Origin of the sequence: Halomonas sp., assembly GCF_041689495.1 — a bacterium.
Taxonomy (GTDB): Bacteria; Pseudomonadota; Gammaproteobacteria; order Pseudomonadales; family Halomonadaceae; genus Halomonas.
On sequence record NZ_JBDNGD010000426.1, the window covers coordinates 1 to 18723 of the forward strand.

The following is an 18723-nucleotide window of genomic DNA, read 5'->3' on the forward strand; positions in this document are numbered from 1 at the left end:
CTGGTCGAGATCGAGTGCACGAGCCTCGGCGAGTGACGCCTGAGGAGAGAGCAGGGTAGAAAGCAGTACCCCGATCAACAGGAAGAGTTTCAGGTGCATGATGTCGGGGCAGTTAGATTTGAGATTTACGGATTATAGAGCACCCGGCTGCGTTGCGGCTCAACGTTTGATGCCAGAGCATGGTCGATAAACTGATAGTTATACCGTTATCTTTAGTGTTTATTACCAAAAAGAGCTGTTACCAATAAAAGTGGGGTTCTTGTTATATGCATAACCCCATGTATTCTTTGAAGGGTATGGCTAGTGCCGCAGGGCTGGCTGCTCTGGGGGGGGGGCAGGGCCAGTCCTTGGCCAGGACCTCAAGAAAATCCGCCTGGCCTTCTGCAGCCAGTTACTCTGCGTGGTGCCCTACGAGGCCACGCGTGCGGCCGGTTTCTTCGCGGAAGAAGGCCTGGATGTAGAACTGGTCTACACCCGCGGCGGAAGCGCGGCGATTCAGGCCTTGAATGGTGGTGCCGTGGAATATGCCGCGACCTCCTTCGACGCCGCCCTGAATGCCTTCGCCAGTGGCGCCGACATCGTCCGAGTCGCGACCACCGGGCGCCTGCCGCTGTTTGCCCTGGCGACCAGTGTCGAGAATGCCGAGTCGATCACCAGTGTCGGTGATCTCGAGGGTCGAGTCCTCGGGGTGTCTGCACTGGGCAACGCCGACCACGCCTTACTGCGCTACCTGCTCGGTCGTGCCGGCGTTGACTTGAACAGTGTCGAATTCGCCACCGTCGGCACCAACCTCTATGACGCCCTGCGCCTCGGTCAGCTGGATGCCGGCATGGTTCAGGAACCGGCACTTACGCTGCTCCAGGAGCGCGGTGCGCGGGTGCTGGTCAATGGCATGGATATCGAGGATGCCAACGAGTACCTGGGCGGTGCCTATGAATTCATGGGCGTTGCCGTGCGTAGAGAAGAGATCGAGGAGCGCCGTGAGGAGATCCGCGCCCGAAACCTTGGTGGATGCCTTGCCACGGGAGATCATCACCGGGGGTGATCGTGAACTCGTCGCTGACAGTCTGCGCCGTTATCGTGCGTCGCTCTACCCACACGAGGTGACCCTGGATCTCGAGGTCATGCAACGCGTGATCGATGTCCAGAAGGCGGCGGGTGGTCGCGGTGGCAGTGTCATCCTGGAAGATATCGCTCGTCCGGACGTCCTGGCGTCATGATGCTGGATATTCGTGACCTGCAGATGAGTTATGGGGCCGAACCGGTCGTCGAGAATGTCGACTTGTCGGTCGCCTCAGGCGAATTCGTCAGCCTCATCGGCCCCTCCGGGTGCGGCAAGAGCACTCTGCTGCGTGCGGTCATGGGCCTTCAGAAACCCACCGCTGGCGAGGTGACACTGGCTGTCAAGCGAAAGGCGATCGGCTTCCTCTTCCAGGATGATGCCCTGCTTCCGTGGCGTACCGCCATGGACAACGTCGCCCTGGGGCTGCGCATTCGTGGCCGAAGCAAGCTCGAGGCTCGCCAGGAGGCCATGCATTGGCTCGAATCGGTGGGACTCGGTCAGTTCGGCGACCGCTATCCCCGGGAACTCTCGGGAGGCCAGCGCAAGCGGGTGGCGATTGCTCAGGTCCTGGCACTGCAACCCAAGCTCCTGCTGATGGATGAACCCTTCGCCTCCCTGGACGCCATCGTGCTCCTGCGTGTCAAGGAAAACCCCGAGTTTTCGAGGACCGCTCGCCAGCTCTAGGATGCCTTGTCCGACGAGGTACGCACACCCACGATACGCCAACGGCCTGAACTCAAGGTGGTCAATCAATGAATCAGGCGACTTTCTGGTTGCAACTCCGTCGTACCGCTGCGCTCACCCTGGTGCTGCTTGCCTGGGAGGGCATCAGTGCTCTGGGCTGGGTCGATCCCTTCTATGCACCGCCACCCTCGGCCATCGGCGGCTCCATTGCGCAGCTGTTCATCGATGGCGAGATCTACAAGCACCTCCAGGCAACCTTCGGTGCCGCCCTGCTGGGCCTCTTCCTGGGCCTGATCGGCGGGGCGCTGCTCGGCTTCATCGCCGCTCTGGCGCGTCCTGTCGCGGAGTTGCTGGAGCCCGTGATGGCCATGCTCAATGCCATCCCCCGGGTCATCCTGGCGCCGTTGTTCATCATCTGGCTGGGCATCGGCATCGCTTCCAAGGTGGCACTGTCCTTCATCCTGGTGGTGGTGCTCACCTTCTTCGCCGTCTACAACGGTATTCGCGACGTGGATACCCGCCTGGTCGAGCGTGTGAAGACCCTCAGCGGTGGCCTGGGTGATGGGCAGCCTCAAGGTGGCGGTGGGCTTTGCCTTCACCGGCGCCGTGGTGGGCGAGTTCGTCGCCTCCAGTCGTGGCCTGGGCTATCTGCTGGCGTTTGCCCAGAGCACCTATAATGCCGAACTGACCTTTGCGCTGATCGTCCTGGTGCTGGTGTTCGTCATGATGCTGTTCGGACTCGCTGGTGCCCTGGAGCGCCACCTGCTGCGCTGGAAGTATCGGTAATGTGCTGCTGTGGTGACAGGGAAGGTTGACCATTGCGTCTGCCCGACTGCCTGGAGCGAGGCCTGCGCATGCGGCGTGCTTCTCCACTTCCGGTCACCGGTGAGTGGGTGGAGACGCCGCAGGGCCTGCGAGCCCGCTTCAGCCTCGACCTCCACAATGGCATCATTGCCGAGATCCGCTTCGAGTCCACCCCTTGTGCGACGCTGGTCGCCTACTGCCAGGCCCTGGCCGAACACGAGGCGGGCAGGCCCCTGACGGCGGCACCCTCCATGACTGCCGACGGTCTGGTCGTCCTGCTGGAGGGTGTTCCCGCCTTGCGGCATGACCGTGCCATCCTCGCCGTGGCGGCACTGCGTGCCGCCATCCTGACATCCATCTCCACCCGGGAGTCTGCTGTTCAATGAAAGTCGCCTATATTTTCGCCACTCAGCGCCACAACGTCTCCTATGCGCTCGCCAAGATGATTCTCCCCCAGCTCGAGGAAGGCCGGCACGGGGTCGAGGTGGTCGGCATGTTCTTCTTCGAGGACAACAACTACGTGCTGGTGGATGGCAACCCCATCGGTGAACGCCTGCGCACCGTGGCCGAGCAGAGCGGTATGCTGCTCATGGGCTGTGACCAGTGCTGCTATGAGCGTGAGATCGCCGACAGGCTGATGCCGGGTGTCCCCATCGGTTGCTTCCCGGATCTCTATTTGGCGCTGTCGGGCAACATGCCGGATCAGGTGATTACTCTCTAGGATCGGATCCGGCCGGTCGTCGTCCGAGGCGCAGGGATGGCGGGTAAGGGCCTCAACGCGCCCTGTCCAGATCGGCCGCTTCCAGCAGTGCTCGGGTATAGTCACTACGCGGGTTCTGCAATACCTGCAGGCAGTCTCCCTCCTCCATCACCTCGCCGTCCTTGAGGACCACCACGCGGTGAGCCATGGCCCGCACCACGGCCAGGTCGTGGCTGATGAAGAGGTAACTCAGGCCCCGGCGGACCTGGAGGCCACGAAGCAGCTCGACAAGCTGCTTCTGCACGGTTCTGTCCAGCGCCGAGGTTGGCTCATCGAGCACCAGCAATTCCGGTTCCAGAATGATGGCGCGTGCCACGGCGATACGTTGGCGCTGTCCCCCGGAGAATTCATGGGGGTAGCGAGAGGCACAGTCCGCCGGCAGCCCGACCTCGAGAAGGGTGGCCTGGACGCGACGGACCACCTCTGCCTTGTCCATGGCAGGATAATGGAAGCGCAACCCCTCGCTGATGATTTCCGAGACCGGCAGGCGAGGCGACAGTGAGCCGTAGGGGTCCTGGAACACCACCTGGAAACGCCTGCGTTGACGACGCAGGGCCTTGCCGGTCATCAGATCCAGGCGCGCTCCTCCGAAGTCGATCTCACCTCGACACTGAGCCAGCCTCAGTATGGCCAGGGCCAGAGTGGTCTTGCCGGAGCCGGATTCTCCCACGATCCCCAGCGTCTCGCCGGGGGCAATATGCATGTCCATCGGCTTGACGGCCTCGAAGGCGGGTGGTCGACGGGAGAAGAGACGTTTGGGCCGCTGGAAACTGACCGATAACCGCCGAGCCGCCAGGAGCGGAGCCCCCTCCGCTATGCGGCCGGGACGACCCTCGGGTTCGGCAGCGAGCAGGCTGCGGGTATAGGGACTTTTTGGCGAGTGAAATACCTCGGCCACCGGGCCGGTCTCCTGCTCCTTGCCCTGATAGAGCACACAGATGCGGTCGGCGTGACGGCGCACGAGGTTCAGGTCGTGGGTGATGAACAGCATGCCCATGCGGTGCCGGTCGCGCAGTTCGGCGAGCAGGGCGAGGATCTCCTGCTGCACGGTGACGTCGAGCGCCGTCGTAGGTTCGTCGGCGATCAACAGTTCCGGATTGTTGGCAATCGCCATGGCGATCATCACCCGTTGTCGCTGCCCCCCCGAGATCTGGTGCGGCCAGGCATCGAGCAGCTCTCCGACACGGGGCAGCTTGACCTGCTCCAGCAGTTCCCGGGTGCGCGCCCGGGCGGCCTTGCCGGTGAGTCCCTGGTGCAGGCGCAGGGTCTCGCCGATCTGCTTGCCGATGGGGTGCAACGGGTTGAGCGAGGTCATGGGCTCCTGGAAGACGAAGCCCACCCGGCCGCCGCGCAAGCCTCGCCAGCCCCGGTCGGACAGGGTGGCGAGGTCGGTGTCGCCCAGCCGGCGTCCACCCTGGACGCGGGCATTGGGGGGAAGCAGGTTCAGGGCGCCGAGCGCCGAGACCGACTTGCCGGAACCCGACTCGCCGACCAGGGCCAGGGTCTCCCCGCGGTTCACCGTGATCGACAGGCGTTCGACAACGGTGACCTCGCCGAAGGCGATGGTCAGGTCTTGCAGATGCAGCAGGGGCTCAGACATCGGCCTGGCTCCTCGGGATAGCCTTCTGGGTCGTGGAGGACGAGTCGGCATGCTGGATGTGGCGAGGATCGAAGGCATCACGCAGCCCTTCGCCGATGAATACCAGCAGCGAGAGCATCACCGAGAGGGTCACGAAGGCGGTGATGCCGAGCCAGGGGGCCTGGAGGTTGTTCTTGCCTTGGGCGACGAGTTCGCCGAGCGACGGCGAACCCGGCGGCAGGCCGAAGCCCAGGAAGTCCAGGGCAGTGAGGGTGGTGATGGCCCCGGTGAACAGGAAGGGAATGAATGTCAGGGTCGCCACCATGGCATTGGGCAGCACGTGACGCCACATGATCAACCTTGGGGTCAGCCCCATGGCCTTGGCGGCGCGAACGTATTCCAGGTTGCGGGCGCGCAGGAACTCGGCGCGGACCACGTCGACCAGGCCCAGCCAGGAGAACAGCAGCATGATGCCCAGCAGCCACCAGAGGTTGGGTTCTACCAGGCTCGCCAGGATGATCAGCAGGAAGAGCATCGGCAGCCCTGACCAAATCTCGGTAACACGCTGGCCGATCAGGTCGACCTTGCCGCCGAAGTAGCCCTGGATGCCACCGGCCAGCACGCCGAGCACCAGCGACCCCGCGGTGAGTATCAGGGCAAAGACCACCGAAAGGCGGAAACCGTAGATCACGCGGGCCAGTACATCACGACCCTGGTCGTCGGTGCCCAGCCAGTGCCGGGCCGTGGGAGGCGACGGGGCGGGGTGGTCAAGTGCCCTGTCCAGGGTCTCGTAGGAAAAGGGTATTGGTGGCCAGAGCATCCAGCCGTTGGCCATGATCTCATCGCTCACATAGGGGTCGCGGTAGTCGGCGGGGCTGGGCAGGAAGCCCCCGAACTCGGTATCGGGGTAGTCCACCAGCACCGGGAGGTACCACTGTCCCTGATACTGCATGACAAGAGGCCTGTCATTGGCGATCAGCTCGGCGACCAGGCTGATCACGAAGAGGACCGCGAAGAACCACAGCGAAAGCAGGGCACGACGGTTGTCGCGGAAGACCGCCAGGCGCCGGCGGGTAATGGGGGAGAGATCGGGCGAGAGCAGTGACATCGGTTCAGGACTCCCGTGTCTCGAAGTCGATACGCGGGTCCACCCACACATAGGTCAGGTCGGAGATCAGCTTCAGGATCAACCCCATCAGGGTGTAGAGATAGAGGGTGCCGAAGATCACCGGGTAGTCACGCTGCATGACCGCCTCGAAGCCCAGCAGGCCCAGTCCTTCCAGGGAGAAGATCACCTCGATGAGCAGCGAGCCGGTGAAGAAGATCCCCACCAGGGCGGCGGGCAGTCCGGCGATGATGATCAGCATGGCATTGCGAAAAACATGCCCGTACAGCACCCGTCGGTCGCTGGCCCCCTTGGCGCGGGCGGTCAGCACATACTGCTTGTGGACCTCGTCGAGGAAGCTGTTCTTGGTCAGCATGGTCAGGGTCGCGAAGCTGCCGATCGCCGAGGCGATCACCGGCAAGGTAATGTGCCAGAGGTAGTCCTTGACCTTGCCCCAGGCGGTAAGCTCGTCGAAGTCTGGCGAGGTGAGGCCGCGCAGCGGGAAGACATCCCAGTAGCTTCCGCCGGCGAACAGCACGATGAGCAGGATGGCGAACAGGAAACCCGGGATGGCATAGCCGACGATCACCAGGCCGGAACTCCAGACATCGAAGCGCGAACCGTGGTGCAGGGCCTTGCGGATGCCCAACGGGATCGACACCAGGTAGACCACCAGGGTGGTCCAGAGCCCCAGGGATATGGATACCGGCAGCCGCTCCAGCATCAGGGTGGTGACCGCCTTGTCGCGAAAGAAGCTCTCGCCGAAATCGAAGCTGGCATAGTCGACGATCATGCCGAGGAAGCGCTCATGGAGCGGCTGGTCGAACCCGAACTGTGTCTCGAGCTTTTCGATGAATTCGGCAGGTATCCCCCGCGAACCCCGGGAATCGCCACTGGCCGTGGCATCGCCGCCTCCGCCTTCCATGCGAGTGCTGGCCTGGCTGGAGAGACCCTGGAAGCGAGCCAGCACCTGATCGATGGGCCCGCCTGGGGCGGCCTGGACGATGATGAAGTTGAGCAGCATGATCCCCAGCAGGGTGGGAATCATCAGCAGCAGGCGGCGCAGTACATAGGCGGCCACGGCGTATCCTTATTCCACGGATGATGGCAGCCGGCGGGCCGGTGGCCAGGCAGGCCGACCGGTGCCGTTCAACGGTTGCGCTGGCGGGACTCGATCTCGGCCCCGCGCTCGGGGACCACCCACCAGGCGGCCAGGTCCAGGCTGTACTCGGGGAAGGGCTCCCGCCAGCCGAACTTGTCCCACAGGGCGATACGGGTCTGGCCCAGGTGCCATTGAGGAATCACGTAGAAACCCCAGCGCAGCACCCGGTCCAGAGCCCGGGCGGCCGTGTCCAGCGCCTCGCGGGAGTCGGCGCGGATGAGCGAGTCCACCAGCGCGTCGATGACCGGGTTGCTGAGTCCGAGCAGGTTGCGACTCTGAGGGACCTCTGCATACTCGCTGGTCCAGAAATCACGCTGCTCGTTTCCCGGGTTGGCTGACTGAGGGAAGCTGCCGACGATGATGTCGAAGTCGAAGCGGCGCAGCCGATTGAGGTACTGGTTGACGTCGACGACGCGAATGCTCCCCTCGATTCCCAGCTTGGTCAGGTTCTGCAAGAGAGGCTGCACCACCCGTTCGAACTGGGTGTCATAGAGCAGCACCTCGATGCGCAGGGGCTCCCCGGACTCGAGGTGAGTCATCTTGCCGTCGCGGACCACATAGCCGGCCTCACTGAGCAGCTCGAGCGCCCTGGCCAGCCGTGGACGCATCTCCTCGGGATGCTCGATGGGCAGTGGCTCCTCGAAGACCCGCTCGGGCAATGCCTCGCGGTGGGGCTCGAGCAGCGTCAGCTCGGCCTCGCTCGGCAGGCCCTCGGCGGCCATCTCGGAGTTGGCGAAATAGCTCTCGGTGCGCTGGTAGGCGCCATAGAAGAGGTTACGGTTGAGCCATTCGAAGTCGAAGGCCAGGTTGAATGCCTCGCGGAGGCGTGCGTCCTGAAACTTGTCGCGCCGCAGGTTCATTACATAGGCCTGCATGCCCGCCGGTTGGCCGTCGGGCACCTCGAGCCGCTTGACAAATCTCTCGTCCAGCGCCGGAAAGTCGTAGGCGGTGGCCCAGTTGCGGGCACTGCTCTCGATGCGCAAGTCGAGGTTCCCTGCCTTGAACGCTTCCAGGGCCACGGTCTGGTCGCGATAGTAGTCGTGGACCAGCCGGCCGATGTTGTGCCGACCCCGGTTGACCGGCAGGTCCCGGCCCCAGTAGTCCTCGACGCGCTCGTAGATGATGCGCCGTCCCGGCTCCACCTCGGCGATGCGATAGGGCCCTGAACCTAGCAGGGCGTCCAGGGTAGTGGCCTCGAAGTCCCGACCCTCCCAGAAGTGGGCCGGAAGGATCGGCAGCTGACCGATGATCAGCGGCAGTTCCCGGGACTCGCTATCGGCCAGGTCGAAGTGGACCGTGTCCTCATCCAGTGCCTTCACCTCGATGACATCGGCGTAGTAGGCCGCATAGAACGGCTGGCCCTTCTCGGTCAGGGTCTCGAAGCTGAACACCACGTCCTCGGCGGTGACCGGTTCCCCGTCATGGAAGATCGCCTCGGGATGGAGATCGAACTCGATCCACTGGCGGTCCGGATCCAGACGCACGCCCTGGGCGAGCAGGCCATACATCGAGAAGGGTTCGTCCGGGTTCTGGGTCAGCAGGGTATCGTAGATCTCGGTCAGGCCGGTGGCTGGGGTGCCGCGGATGATGAAGGGGTTGGTGGAGTTGAAGCTGCCGATGGCAGAACGCACCAGGCTGCCCCCCTTGGGGGCGTCTGGATCGGCGTGTGGAAAATGTGAGAACTCGGTCGACAGCGCCGGTTCACCATAGAGCGCCAGGCCATGAACGGTGTCGGCATCCTCGGTTTGAGAGGCAACAGCGGGGGTCAAGACGGACGCCGCCACCAGAGTCAAGAGCAGCAGATAATGTAGAACAGAGGGCATCAATGACATCCTTGAAGACCGACACGACGGGGTTTAGTAACCGCCTTAAGATGTCAGGCCCCTGCGGCCTTGTAAACCTTCTTCAACAGATCGAACCGGAAAGCGGCGGGTCAGCGATAGGCAAGGCGTCGCTGGGGTATCCGCAGTTCCTGACCCACCTGGATGATGTCGTGTGAGAGGCCATTGCGGTCCTTGATCTCATCGACACCGGTGCCGTGAGCTGCGGCAATTGAGGACAGATTGTCACCACGCTGGACGACATAGATCTCCCCACTGGCGGCGGCGGCCGATCGGCGACTGGAGTCTTGGCTGAGACGGGCCACCAGTCGCTCGGCACTGTCGGCGGGCACCAGCAGACGCTTGACGTGGCGAGGGTCGGCATTGCTGCCCAACAGGCCGGGATTGAGGTCGGCCAGGGCCGTGCGGGAGACACCCGCCAGGCTGGCCGCCTCGCCGAGTTGCAGCGGCCGGGTCACCGGGACCTCGGCGACGGCCGGCGCGGCCTCGATCTGGGGCAAGGTGACCTTGTAGCGATCCGGTTCGGCGACGATCGCCGAAAGGGCGATCAACTTGGGGACATAGGCCATGGTCTCCCGCGGCAACTCGAGGTCCCAGTAGGTGCCGGCCTTCCCTCGGGAGACGGCCAGGCGGCGGGCACGATTCACGGTGCCGGCACCGGCATTGTAGGCGGCCAGGGAGAGCGCGATGTCATTCTCATACCACTGCTCGGCCTGCATCTCGATGTAGTCCAGAGCAGCACGGGTGGAGCGGGCCACATCCAGGCGGCCATCGTAGCCACCGCCGCGGCGCAACCCCAGGGCCTGGCCGGTGCCGGGCATGAACTGCCAGAGGCCCGCCGCCCCGCGATGGCTGCGGGCGGTGGGATCGAAGGAGCTTTCGATGAAGGGGATCAGCGCAATCTCTCCGGGCAGGCCGCGCTCCTCCACTCGCTCGATTATCCAGGCGAGCCAGGGCCGGGCGCGCTCGGCGATCTCGGCGATGTTTTGGGGGCTCTCGCGGTAGTGGTCGATCCACTGCTGGACGCGGGCCTGATCGACATCGTCCTGCCATTGGAAGGCCTCGGCGAGGCGCGACCAGGCGTCCCTGGGCTCGAGGGCCAAGGCATCCCAGAATGTCTGGTTAGAGGGGAGCCTGGGTTCTTGGGCCATATTGCCGGCCGAATCGTCTGTGAAGGCGTGCTGGGGCGTCGTTGAGGCCTGGCTATTGCCCATGGTGGCCATCAGTGACCCCATCAGCGCAAGACAACTGGTGAAGCTCAGGATACGTCGACGTGTCGTGTGGTAGGTCATCTATACGGGTCCTCTTTACTTGTCGCAGAAGGGCCCGGCGATGTCACCGGGCCCTTGGGTAGGCGTCTATCGGTTAATGCTCAGAAACGGTCCTTCCAGGCTCTCAGGGTGGCGAAGGTCGCCTCGCTGGAGTCGGTATTGCCGTGGCTGGCTGCAGCCCGGCGCACGCCAGCGTCATCACAGCGCAGGAAGGGATTGATGCGCTTCTCACGTTCCAGGGTGCTGGGAAGGGTCGGGCGGTCGAGTTCCCGGTCTCGGCGGCATTCCTCCATGGCCTTTTTGACATCGCCATTGTCGGGATCGGCGGCACTGGCAAAACGCAGGTTTGCCTGCGTGTACTCATGGCCGGCAAAGACCAGGGTGTCGTCCGGCAGTTCAAGGAGGCGATTCAGGGAGGCATGCATCTGGGCGGGCGTGCCCTCGAAAAGGCGGCCGCAACCGGCGCTGAACAGGATATCGCCGCAGAACAGCAAAGGAGGAATCCCCGGGGCGAAGAAGGCGAGATGGTCAAGGGTGTGGCCGGGTCCTTCAATCACCTCGAAAAGACGCCCCATGACCCTGACTTCGTCACCCGGGACGACTGGTTCGTCGATCCCCGAAATCGCCGAGTTGTCAGGGCCGATAACCCGAGGCGAATAGCGCTCTATCAAGTCACCGAGACCCCCGGTATGGTCTTGATGGTGGTGAGTGATGATCACGGTGGACAGTTTCAGGGACTCTCTTTCGAGCAGGTCGATGACCGGTGACGCATCTCCCGGGTCGACAACGCATACCTCGGGACTCGTGTCCTGGCGCATCAACCAGATATAGTTATCGCCTAGGGCAGGAATCGGTGTCACGCTTAGCATTCTCGATCCTCGCATTCGATGACTGGCCCCGACTACCGTGAAGAACTAACGGTGCTACCGTGAATTGGATCGGGTGAGATAAATTCGGCGATACTGGAGGAAAGGCACTGCCCATGTCAACTTCGTCATCCCCCACTGAACTGGCTCGTCTGGTCAGAGACGGCCGCCGCTACTGGGCTACGCCTCCTGGACGGGCGGTATGGCAAGCCGAAAGGGCCTGCCTGGGACCCGTCTGTGAAAGGGTCTTCGGCGCCCACAGCCTGGAGATCGGGATGACGGCCAACCTGGCCGATATGTGTCCGGTGCGTCACGCCATGCGATGGGCGCCTACCAGGGAACTGGCCGAGCATGCCTCGACCCTGGTCTGTCCACCCGATGCCCTCCCGCTGGGGGATGACAGCCTGAGCCTGGTTGTCATTCATCACCTGCTGGAAGTCCTCCCCGATCCTCATCACCTGCTTCAGGAAGCCGCCCGGGTCATTGCCGAGGATGGCCGACTGATCATCTTCGGCTGGGCACCCCTGGGCCCGGGCGCGATATCCCGTGTCTGGCCGGGACGTCGCACGCACATCCCCTGGCGGGGACGCTGGCTAACTCCCGGCCGACTCAATGACTGGTTGGCATTTGTCGACTACGAGATCGAACGGGTAGACTACTGCGGCTTCCACCTGCCTGGCCGCCAGCCCCGCAACGCCATGCTGGAGACGTTGGGCCGCCAGCATAACCTGCCACTGGGTGACAGCTATATGATCCACGCCCATCGCAAGCCTCGCCTGGCTCAGACTCAAGGTTCTCGAATGACATTTTCCCGCCCTCTGGCCGGTACCGCTCTGGGTGGCGCCACCCGACTGGCGGCTCAGCATCAGGAGAATCAAACGGAGAGGATGACAGAGGGTGACTGACCACCGCCAGGCCGACGCACTTCCCGAGGTAACTATCTACACCGATGGCGCCTGCCGCGGCAATCCGGGGCCGGGTGGTTGGGGGGCATTACTGGTCAGCGGGAGCCACGAGAAACCCCTGAAGGGCTTCGAGGCCGTTACCACCAATAATCGCATGGAACTGATGGCGGCCATCATGGCCCTTCGTGAATTGAAACCCCCCTGCCGAGTGGCGCTCTGGACCGATTCCGAATACCTGCGAAAGGGCATCACGGAATGGATTCATGGCTGGATCAAGCGGGGATGGAAGACCGCTGCACGACAGCCGGTAAAGAATGCCGATCTATGGAGGAAACTCCACGAGGAGACCCATCGACACCATATCGACTGGCATTGGGTCAAGGGTCACAGTGGCCATTCAGGCAATGAGCGGGCGGACACCCTGGCCAACCAGGCAATCAACGCGCACCTGACGCGTGCCCGACAGGACGAGATTACCGACAACCGTTGATGAGGTTTGCATGCGCCAGATCATCCTGGATACCGAGACCACCGGCATCGATCCCCGCGAGGGCCACCGTCTCATCGAGATCGGTGCAGTCGAGATGATCAGTCGACGCCTCACCGGCAGGACCTATCACCAGTTCATCAACCCCGAGCGAGAGATCGAGACCGAGGCCGTGGCCATTCATGGCATCACCGATGCGCGTGTTGCCGACGAGCCACGTTTCGCCGAGATCGCCGATGAGTTCTGGGCCTTCATCGAGGGGGCCGAACTGGTGATACACAATGCCCCCTTCGATGTGGGTTTCATGGACCATGAGTTCCAGCGACTCAATGCCGAGCGCCAGGGAACTCACCTGGGCCCGGTCGCCGAGCATTTTCGGATACTCGATACGCTGAAGCTTGCCCGCGACAAGCATCCGAGGCAGCGCAACAGCCTGGACGCCCTCTGCAAGCGTTACGAGATCGACAACGGTCACCGCGTGTTGCACGGCGCCCTGCTGGATGTCGAAATCCTGGCCGACGTCTATCTGGCCATGACCGGCGGCCAGACGACCCTTTCTCTGGATGCCTCGGCCGGCTCTGCAGGCGGCAACAGCCAGGAGAGCGGCATGGCCATAAGTCACCTGTCCCTCGCCCCAGGGCAGATCTGCGTGTTGAGACCCACTGAAGCCGAATGGGAGGCTCATGGGGCAAAGCTCGCCAGGATCCGCGAAGAGGCCGGTGACTGTGTCTGGGACACCCTCTATCCTCGGGGAGTGTCGAGCTGATGCTGGTTCGTGAGTTGCCGGCGACATCCGACAGCGGTGGTGTGATTCGTCTTGCGGGAGGGCGTATTGCCCCGGCGCCCGACGGCGGCATCATCCAGGCCTCCAGACCCTGGACGCCGGAAATGCAGCCGCTCTGCTTCTGGGGAGATCTGCCGATTGCGCTCTCTCTGGAAGCTCAGCCGGGTAATGACTGGCCCGATGGCCGGGAGTGGTTGTCGCGATTATCCGAAGCGCAATTCGCGCTCTTGTCCACTGCGCTGCAAGTCGGTGCCTGGCTCGGCAACCATCGTTTCTGTGGTCGCTGTGGTGCACCCGCCACCCGGCTGGGCACCGAATTCGCCATGCACTGCCAGGATTGTGGTCATCGCAACTACCCGCGCATCTCGCCTTGCATCATCACTCTGGTTACTCACGGCGAGTCACTGCTGCTGGCACGCAGTCCGCGATTCCCGGCAGGACGCTTTTCCACCCTGGCCGGGTTCGTCGAGCCCGGAGAGTCCGCCGAGGAAGCCGTTCGTCGAGAGATCTTCGAGGAAGTGGGCGTGACGGTGGGGCGTGTACGTTACTTCCGCAGCCAGGCTTGGCCTTTTCCCCATTCCCTGATGCTGGGCTATTTCGCCGAGGCCGCCAGCCGCCGGATCCAGATCGATGGCGTGGAGATCGTCGATGCCGCCTGGTTCACCCCCAGGCAATTGCCTCAGCTGCCGCCGCCCTATTCGATTTCCAGTGCCCTGATCAGGACTCACCTGGCCGAGGTCAGTGCCAGGCCCTGACACCGCGGAAGCAACTTCTATTCCTGGCCCGCCGGCATGCCCAGCCCCAGCCGATTTCCGCGAGTATCAGTCGCCCCGGGAGAAGAGGCTCTTGAGACGCGTGGCCAGGATCGGGTTGCCGGTCACCTGGAGGCTGCCGGACATCAGGGCACTCATGCCGTTGATCTCTCCGCTCATGACCCCCTTGAGTGTCTCGGTGCTCATGCTCAGCGAGACGGAGGGCGAGGCATGTTCGCCTTTCTCGACGGCAAGGCTGCCGTCCTTGATGATCAGGTAGTGGCTGTCGGCATCACTGAAATGGAACTGGAAGACCTCATCCATGCCACGAGCGGCCTCGAGGTCGAATCGGGAGTGAAGCTTGTCGAGCAGGGAGGGGGGCATCGTCAATCCTTGTGGCATCGAGGGCATGGTTCGATGCGAGCATAGGGAATGGGTTGGCGGCCTTCAAGATTTGTGGCCGCTTTGCCGTCATGTTTCGCTTGGGTGCGGTGATACCGCCCCTGAAAGAGGAGAATCCGGTGAACGAATGGTTAACGGAGTTTGGCATGTTCCTGGCCCAGGTCCTGAGTCTGGTGCTGATTCTGGGGCTGGTGGTCGCCCTTGTCATACGAATGAAGAACGAATCTGGCGACCGCCCCCGTCTGCGTCTTGAGGAGTTGAACGATAACCGTCGATACCGGCGGCGACGCATGATGATGGCCGCCAAGCCGCCCGGTGCGCGCAAGCGCATGCTCAAGGGCTTTCGTAGCGAAGACAAGGCCGAGGGCAAGCGGGGTCGCAAGAATGATGAGGATCCGACACCCCCGGTTGTCTGGGTGCTGGACTTCCATGGTGATATCCGTGCGAGCGGCACCGGCCGCCTGGCCGAAGAGGTATCGGCGGTACTGAATGCCGCCGGGGACCAGGATGAGGTCGTGGTTCGTCTGGAGTCCGCCGGTGGCCTGGTGCATTCCTATGGTCTTGCTGCTACCGAGCTGGATCGCCTGCGCGAGGCCGGCCTGTCGACGACCGTATGTATCGACAAGGTGGCGGCCAGCGGGGGCTACCTGATGGCCTGTGGCGCGGACCAGCTGCGAGCGGCTCCCTTCGCCGTGCTTGGCTCCATCGGCGTGGTGGCGCAGCTGCCGAATATCCACCGCCTCCTTAAGCGTCATGATATCGACGTGGAGTTGCTCACCGCCGGACGCTACAAACGGACCCTCACCGTCTTTGGTGAAAATACCCAGGAAGGGCGGGACAAGTTTCTCGACGACCTGGAATCCACCCATGCACTGTTCAAGCAGCATGTCGCGACCCGGCGTCCCGACCTGGACGTCGAGGCGGTGGCGACGGGGGAGATCTGGTATGGCACCCAGGCGCTGGCCAAGGGTCTCATCGATGCCCTGGGGACCAGTGAAGCCTATCTCGTCGAGCGCATGAAGGAGGCACGCGTGATCAGCCTCAGGCTCGAGCCCAAGCAGCGCCTCGGGAATCGCCTTGGTCTGGCTATCTCGCGGGGTGTCGAAGCGGCCGTTGCACGGGGGCTAGAGGTTCTGGAAAACAGCCGTTGGCAGAAACGCTGATCAGCCGGCCTCATCGAAGCCGATACGACTCAATGCCTGAATGATGGTGGGGGCATGGTTGCCATTCAGGGAATAATAGATGGTCTGAGAGGCACGGCGCGTCTGGACCAGTCCTTCCCGACGCAGGATCGCGAGGTGCTGGGAAAGGGCGGACTGGCTCAAACTCAGTCGCTGGTTGAGTTCGGTCACCGACAGTTCCGTGCCTTCCAGGAGGCACAGGATGCGCAGGCGATTGTCATTGGCCATGGCCTTGAGCAGGGCCGTCGCCTGGTCGATAACCGGATCTCCGCCACCGAGCAAGTGCGATGCAATCGTGTTCTTGGTGCTCATCAGGACCCCCTGCAGGAATGTCGACGGGAGATGCCCGGGCGAGAATGTCTCGCCACAGTGGATCGGACCCGCGATCTTGCTGTTTTACTTTATTCTCAATAAATCATAGACCAACCCGCGGCCACGCCAAGTGACGATTTCCTGCCAGGCTCACGCCACTCGCGGACTGACTCGTCTGTCACGGCATATTGTCGACAATATGCCGCCATTCTCTTCATCTTTTGTCGCAAATTAGCCGATAGTCTGACGCCATCGCCGTAAAACTCCTCTACAGTGTCAACAATCCTTGATCTCACTCGACCCGCAAAGGACGCCCCATGAGCCGCTATCACGACGAATTCCAACGCTCCCTCGACCACCCCGAGGAATTCTGGGCCGAACAGGCTCGGCGAATTCCCTGGTTCACCCCTCCGACAAGGGTTCTCGAATACGATGAAGCCAACCATGCTCGCTGGTTCGTGGACGGTGAACTCAATATCTGCCATGCCGCCCTCGATCATCATGTCGACCAGGGGCAGGGAAATCAGCCGGCGATCTTCTGGGATTCCCCGGTCACCGGAAACAAGTGCACCATCACCTTCACCGAAATGCGCGACCAGGTCGCGCTTTTCGCCGGCGCCCTCCAGGGCCTGGGTGTCGAGAAAGGGGATCGGGTGGTCATCTACATGCCCATGGTGCCGGAGGCCCTGATCGCCATGTATGCCTGCGCACGACTCGGGGCAGTGCATTCGGTGGTGTTCGGTGGCTTCGCTCCCCATGAGCTGGCCATGCGTATCGATGATGCCGAACCCCGGGTGGTGGTGGCCGCGTCCTGCGGTGTAGAGGTTGACAGGGTGATTGCCTACAAGCCGATCATTGACCAGGCCATCTCGCAGAGTGCCCACAAGCCAGACGCCTGCGTGATAGTTCAGCGAGAGCAAATGCCGGCCGAGATGGGCGCCATCGACCACGACTGGGACACGCTGATCGAGGCCGCCAGACCGGCGGATTGTGTGTCGGTGAAGGGAAGCGATCCCCTTTATATCCTCTACACGTCCGGCACCACGGGAAAACCCAAGGGCGTCGTTCGGGATACCGGTGGCTATGCCGTGGCGCTGTATTATTCCATGGAGACCATCTATGACATGGCACCCGGAGAGGTGTTCTTCTCGGCCTCGGATGTCGGCTGGGTGGTCGGGCATTCCTACATCGTCTACGCCCCCCTGCTGCGGGGCTGTACCACCCTCGTCTATGAGGGAAAGCCGGTGCGTACCCCCGATGCCGGGGCCTTCTGGCGACTGATCGAAGAGTATGGTGTCAAGAGTTTCTTCACGGCACCCACGGCCTTTCGCGCCATGAAGAAGGAGGATCCGGACGCCAGATTGCTCCAGGACTACGACATTTCCTGTCTCAAGGCCCTCTTCCTGGCGGGGGAACGGCTGGATCCCCCGACCTTCCACTGGCTCGATGACCTGCTGGAGGTGCCGGTCATCGATCACTGGTGGCAGACGGAGACAGGTTGGCCGATTGCGGCCAACCTGCATGGGCTGGAGTCCTGGCCCACCAAGGCGGGATCGGCGACCTTTCCGGTTCCGGGTTTCAATGTGCAGATTCTCGATCAGGAGGGTAACCACGCAGCCGCCATGGAGCAGGGCAGTGTGGTCATCAAGCAACCCATGCCGCCGGGCTGTCTGGCAGGCGTCTGGCGGGATCCCGAGCGTTTCTTCTCTGCCTACATGGCCGCCTTCCCCGGCTATTACCAGACCGGCGACGGAGGATACTTCGACAAAGACGGCTATCTCTTCATCATGGGCCGCACCGATGACGTCATCAATATCGCCGGACATCGCCTCTCCACGGGAGAGATGGAGGAAGTCGTGGGGTCGCATCCGGCCGTGGCGGAATGTGCCGTGATCGGTATTCATGATGCCCTGAAGGGTCAGGTGCCCGTGGGGCTGGTAATTCCCAAGGATGGTTTCGATGGGGACAAGGTGGCGCTGGAGCAGGAGTTGATCGCTCTGATGCATGAGCAGATCGGCGCCGTGGCGTCCTTCAAGCAGGTGCTGGTGGTCGACCGGCTTCCGAAGACCCGGTCCGGCAAGATCCTGCGCAAGCTGTTGCGTCATATCGCCGACGGCAAGGAATACTCGGTGCCATCCACCATCGATGACCCCGCCAGCCTGCAAGATGTCCATGAGGCCATGATGAAGCGCTCCCTGGGTACTGCCCATGACGCTCGGCAGCTTTGATATCTCAAGCTTCCATCGCCCGGCTATCGCCTTTCCTCGAAGGTGATAGCCGTGGCGGTCTCACGCCGTCCCTGGCATGGTCAACTGCTTGACCACACCGTATAATCCCCGTCTTCTCGCCCGGCCCCGGGCATCTCGTCCACGAGGGTTCCCTCACCCCTCTGAAAAAAAGGTTGCCACGATGTTCGTGCTCTCTGAACCCCAGTACCGCCGTTGCCTGATCCTCCTGGTCGGCTTTCATATCCTGGTGATCACGGCCAGCAACTATCTGGTTCAGTTGCCCTTTACCCTGTTCGGCTTCCATACCACCTGGGGTGCCTTCAGTTTCCCCTTCATCTTCCTTGCCACCGACCTGACCGTTCGACTCTTCGGCAAGGAACCGGCCAGGGCCATCGTGATGCGGGTGATGCTGCCCGCCCTGGTGATCTCCTATGTCATCTCGGTCATCTTCCCTCAGGGTAGCTATGTCGGTCTGGCCGGGCTCGGTGACTGGAACCTCTTCGTGGCCCGCATCGCGGTGGCGAGTTTCATGGCCTA

General features: G+C 62.7%; 20 protein-coding genes and 1 pseudogene. 13 read left to right on the plus strand and 8 right to left on the minus strand.

Annotated features, from left to right (window positions below; translation table 11 throughout):
- The first annotated feature begins 373 nt into the window (after positions 1-373).
- The 6 genes and pseudogenes from ACESMD_RS13160 to ACESMD_RS13185 all read left to right on the plus strand — a co-directional run bounded on the left by ACESMD_RS13160 (position 374) and on the right by ACESMD_RS13185 (position 3272).
- Positions 374-1045 (plus strand): ABC transporter substrate-binding protein, encoded by a 672-nt coding sequence (locus ACESMD_RS13160; protein ID WP_372613911.1) that lies wholly within the window; start codon positions 374-376, stop codon positions 1043-1045.
- Positions 1017-1220: a hypothetical protein gene (locus tag ACESMD_RS13165; protein ID WP_372613873.1), complete on the plus strand. Its 204-nt coding sequence runs from the start codon at positions 1017-1019 to the stop codon at positions 1218-1220. Before ACESMD_RS13160 ends, ACESMD_RS13165 begins: the two co-directional genes overlap by 29 nt.
- Positions 1217-1747: an ABC transporter ATP-binding protein gene (locus ACESMD_RS13170; protein ID WP_372613875.1), complete on the plus strand. Its 531-nt coding sequence runs from the start codon at positions 1217-1219 to the stop codon at positions 1745-1747. The genes ACESMD_RS13165 and ACESMD_RS13170 overlap by 4 nt, the downstream gene beginning before the upstream one ends.
- A gap of 68 nt (positions 1748-1815) precedes the next feature.
- A pseudogene (locus ACESMD_RS13175) lies at positions 1816-2533 on the plus strand (ABC transporter permease).
- Between the two features lie 32 nt (positions 2534-2565).
- Positions 2566-2937 (plus strand): iron-sulfur cluster assembly scaffold protein, encoded by a 372-nt coding sequence (locus ACESMD_RS13180; RefSeq protein ID WP_372613877.1) that lies wholly within the window; start codon positions 2566-2568, stop codon positions 2935-2937.
- Positions 2934-3272 carry a SaoD/DsrE family protein gene (locus ACESMD_RS13185; RefSeq protein WP_372613879.1) on the plus strand — a complete coding sequence of 113 codons (339 nt, stop codon included), beginning with the start codon at positions 2934-2936 and terminating at the stop codon, positions 3270-3272. Before ACESMD_RS13180 ends, ACESMD_RS13185 begins: the two co-directional genes overlap by 4 nt.
- 52 nt (positions 3273-3324) lie before the next feature.
- On the opposite strand, the gene ACESMD_RS13190 is transcribed toward ACESMD_RS13185, so the two are convergent.
- The 6 genes from ACESMD_RS13190 to gloB form a co-directional block, all read right to left on the minus strand.
- Entirely contained in the window at positions 3325-4911 is a 1587-nt protein-coding gene (locus ACESMD_RS13190; RefSeq protein WP_372613881.1) for an ABC transporter ATP-binding protein, read from the minus strand.
- Entirely contained in the window at positions 4904-5998 is a 1095-nt protein-coding gene (locus ACESMD_RS13195) for an ABC transporter permease (protein WP_372613883.1), read from the minus strand. The genes ACESMD_RS13190 and ACESMD_RS13195 overlap by 8 nt, the downstream gene beginning before the upstream one ends.
- Before the next feature lie 4 nt (positions 5999-6002).
- Entirely contained in the window at positions 6003-7076 is a 1074-nt protein-coding gene (locus ACESMD_RS13200; protein ID WP_372613885.1) for a microcin C ABC transporter permease YejB, read from the minus strand.
- A gap of 68 nt (positions 7077-7144) precedes the next feature.
- Positions 7145-8980, minus strand: coding sequence for an extracellular solute-binding protein (locus ACESMD_RS13205; protein ID WP_372613887.1), 1836 nt, complete (start codon positions 8978-8980; stop codon positions 7145-7147).
- A gap of 110 nt (positions 8981-9090) precedes the next feature.
- Complete coding sequence (locus tag ACESMD_RS13210; protein ID WP_372613889.1) at positions 9091-10290, minus strand: transglycosylase SLT domain-containing protein; 1200 nt, start codon at positions 10288-10290, stop codon at positions 9091-9093.
- Positions 10291-10370: 80 nt separating this feature from the next.
- Entirely contained in the window at positions 10371-11138 is a 768-nt protein-coding gene (gene gloB, locus ACESMD_RS13215) for a hydroxyacylglutathione hydrolase (RefSeq protein WP_372613891.1), read from the minus strand.
- Between the two features lie 113 nt (positions 11139-11251).
- On the opposite strand from gloB, the gene ACESMD_RS13220 reads away from it, so the two are divergent.
- From ACESMD_RS13220 to nudC, 4 genes are read left to right on the plus strand one after another with little or no spacing between them, the layout of a single operon-like run.
- Positions 11252-12040 (plus strand): class I SAM-dependent methyltransferase, encoded by a 789-nt coding sequence (locus tag ACESMD_RS13220; protein WP_372613893.1) that lies wholly within the window; start codon positions 11252-11254, stop codon positions 12038-12040.
- Positions 12033-12530, plus strand: coding sequence for a ribonuclease HI (gene rnhA / locus ACESMD_RS13225; protein WP_372613895.1), 498 nt, complete (start codon positions 12033-12035; stop codon positions 12528-12530). Before ACESMD_RS13220 ends, rnhA begins: the two co-directional genes overlap by 8 nt.
- A gap of 10 nt (positions 12531-12540) precedes the next feature.
- Positions 12541-13293 carry a DNA polymerase III subunit epsilon gene (dnaQ, locus tag ACESMD_RS13230; RefSeq protein ID WP_372613897.1) on the plus strand — a complete coding sequence of 251 codons (753 nt, stop codon included), beginning with the start codon at positions 12541-12543 and terminating at the stop codon, positions 13291-13293.
- Positions 13293-14066, plus strand: a complete 774-nt coding sequence (gene nudC, locus ACESMD_RS13235; protein WP_372613899.1) for an NAD(+) diphosphatase — start codon at positions 13293-13295, stop codon at positions 14064-14066. Before dnaQ ends, nudC begins: the two co-directional genes overlap by 1 nt.
- A 66-nt stretch (positions 14067-14132) precedes the next feature.
- On the opposite strand, the gene ACESMD_RS13240 is transcribed toward nudC, so the two are convergent.
- Complete coding sequence (locus ACESMD_RS13240) at positions 14133-14447, minus strand: SCP2 sterol-binding domain-containing protein (protein ID WP_372613901.1); 315 nt, start codon at positions 14445-14447, stop codon at positions 14133-14135.
- A gap of 137 nt (positions 14448-14584) precedes the next feature.
- Between ACESMD_RS13240 and sohB the strand changes: the two genes are divergently transcribed.
- Positions 14585-15628 (plus strand): protease SohB, encoded by a 1044-nt coding sequence (sohB, locus tag ACESMD_RS13245; RefSeq protein ID WP_372613903.1) that lies wholly within the window; start codon positions 14585-14587, stop codon positions 15626-15628.
- Here sohB and ACESMD_RS13250 read toward each other — a convergent pair whose 3' ends face one another.
- Positions 15629-15958, minus strand: a complete 330-nt coding sequence (locus ACESMD_RS13250; RefSeq protein ID WP_372613905.1) for an ArsR/SmtB family transcription factor — start codon at positions 15956-15958, stop codon at positions 15629-15631.
- Positions 15959-16275: 317 nt separating this feature from the next.
- On the opposite strand from ACESMD_RS13250, the gene ACESMD_RS13255 reads away from it, so the two are divergent.
- Together ACESMD_RS13255 and ACESMD_RS13260 are read left to right on the plus strand one after the other, a co-directional pair.
- Positions 16276-18186 (plus strand): propionyl-CoA synthetase, encoded by a 1911-nt coding sequence (locus ACESMD_RS13255; RefSeq protein WP_372613907.1) that lies wholly within the window; start codon positions 16276-16278, stop codon positions 18184-18186.
- Between the two features lie 181 nt (positions 18187-18367).
- On the plus strand, positions 18368-18723 hold a 356-nt coding region (locus ACESMD_RS13260; protein ID WP_372613909.1), incomplete at its 3' end, for a queuosine precursor transporter.

Excerpts from the sequence above, each read along its gene's own strand:
- ACESMD_RS13170 (WP_372613875.1), top strand. The coding sequence starts at position 1,217 with ATGATGCTGGATATTCGTGACCTGCAGATGAGTTATGGGGCCGAACCG.
- ACESMD_RS13185 (WP_372613879.1), top strand. The coding sequence starts at position 2,934 with ATGAAAGTCGCCTATATTTTCGCCACTCAGCGCCACAACGTCTCCTAT.
- ACESMD_RS13190 (WP_372613881.1), bottom strand. The coding sequence starts at position 4,911 with ATGTCTGAGCCCCTGCTGCATCTGCAAGACCTGACCATCGCCTTCGGC.
- ACESMD_RS13195 (WP_372613883.1), bottom strand. The coding sequence starts at position 5,998 with ATGTCACTGCTCTCGCCCGATCTCTCCCCCATTACCCGCCGGCGCCTG.
- ACESMD_RS13205 (WP_372613887.1), bottom strand. The coding sequence starts at position 8,980 with ATGCCCTCTGTTCTACATTATCTGCTGCTCTTGACTCTGGTGGCGGCG.
- ACESMD_RS13210 (WP_372613889.1), bottom strand. The coding sequence starts at position 10,290 with ATGACCTACCACACGACACGTCGACGTATCCTGAGCTTCACCAGTTGT.
- gloB (WP_372613891.1), bottom strand. The coding sequence starts at position 11,138 with ATGCTAAGCGTGACACCGATTCCTGCCCTAGGCGATAACTATATCTGG.
- ACESMD_RS13220 (WP_372613893.1), top strand. The coding sequence starts at position 11,252 with ATGTCAACTTCGTCATCCCCCACTGAACTGGCTCGTCTGGTCAGAGAC.
- dnaQ (WP_372613897.1), top strand. The coding sequence starts at position 12,541 with ATGCGCCAGATCATCCTGGATACCGAGACCACCGGCATCGATCCCCGC.
- nudC (WP_372613899.1), top strand. The coding sequence starts at position 13,293 with ATGCTGGTTCGTGAGTTGCCGGCGACATCCGACAGCGGTGGTGTGATT.
- ACESMD_RS13240 (WP_372613901.1), bottom strand. The coding sequence starts at position 14,447 with ATGCCCCCCTCCCTGCTCGACAAGCTTCACTCCCGATTCGACCTCGAG.
- ACESMD_RS13250 (WP_372613905.1), bottom strand. The coding sequence starts at position 15,958 with ATGAGCACCAAGAACACGATTGCATCGCACTTGCTCGGTGGCGGAGAT.
- ACESMD_RS13255 (WP_372613907.1), top strand. The coding sequence starts at position 16,276 with ATGAGCCGCTATCACGACGAATTCCAACGCTCCCTCGACCACCCCGAG.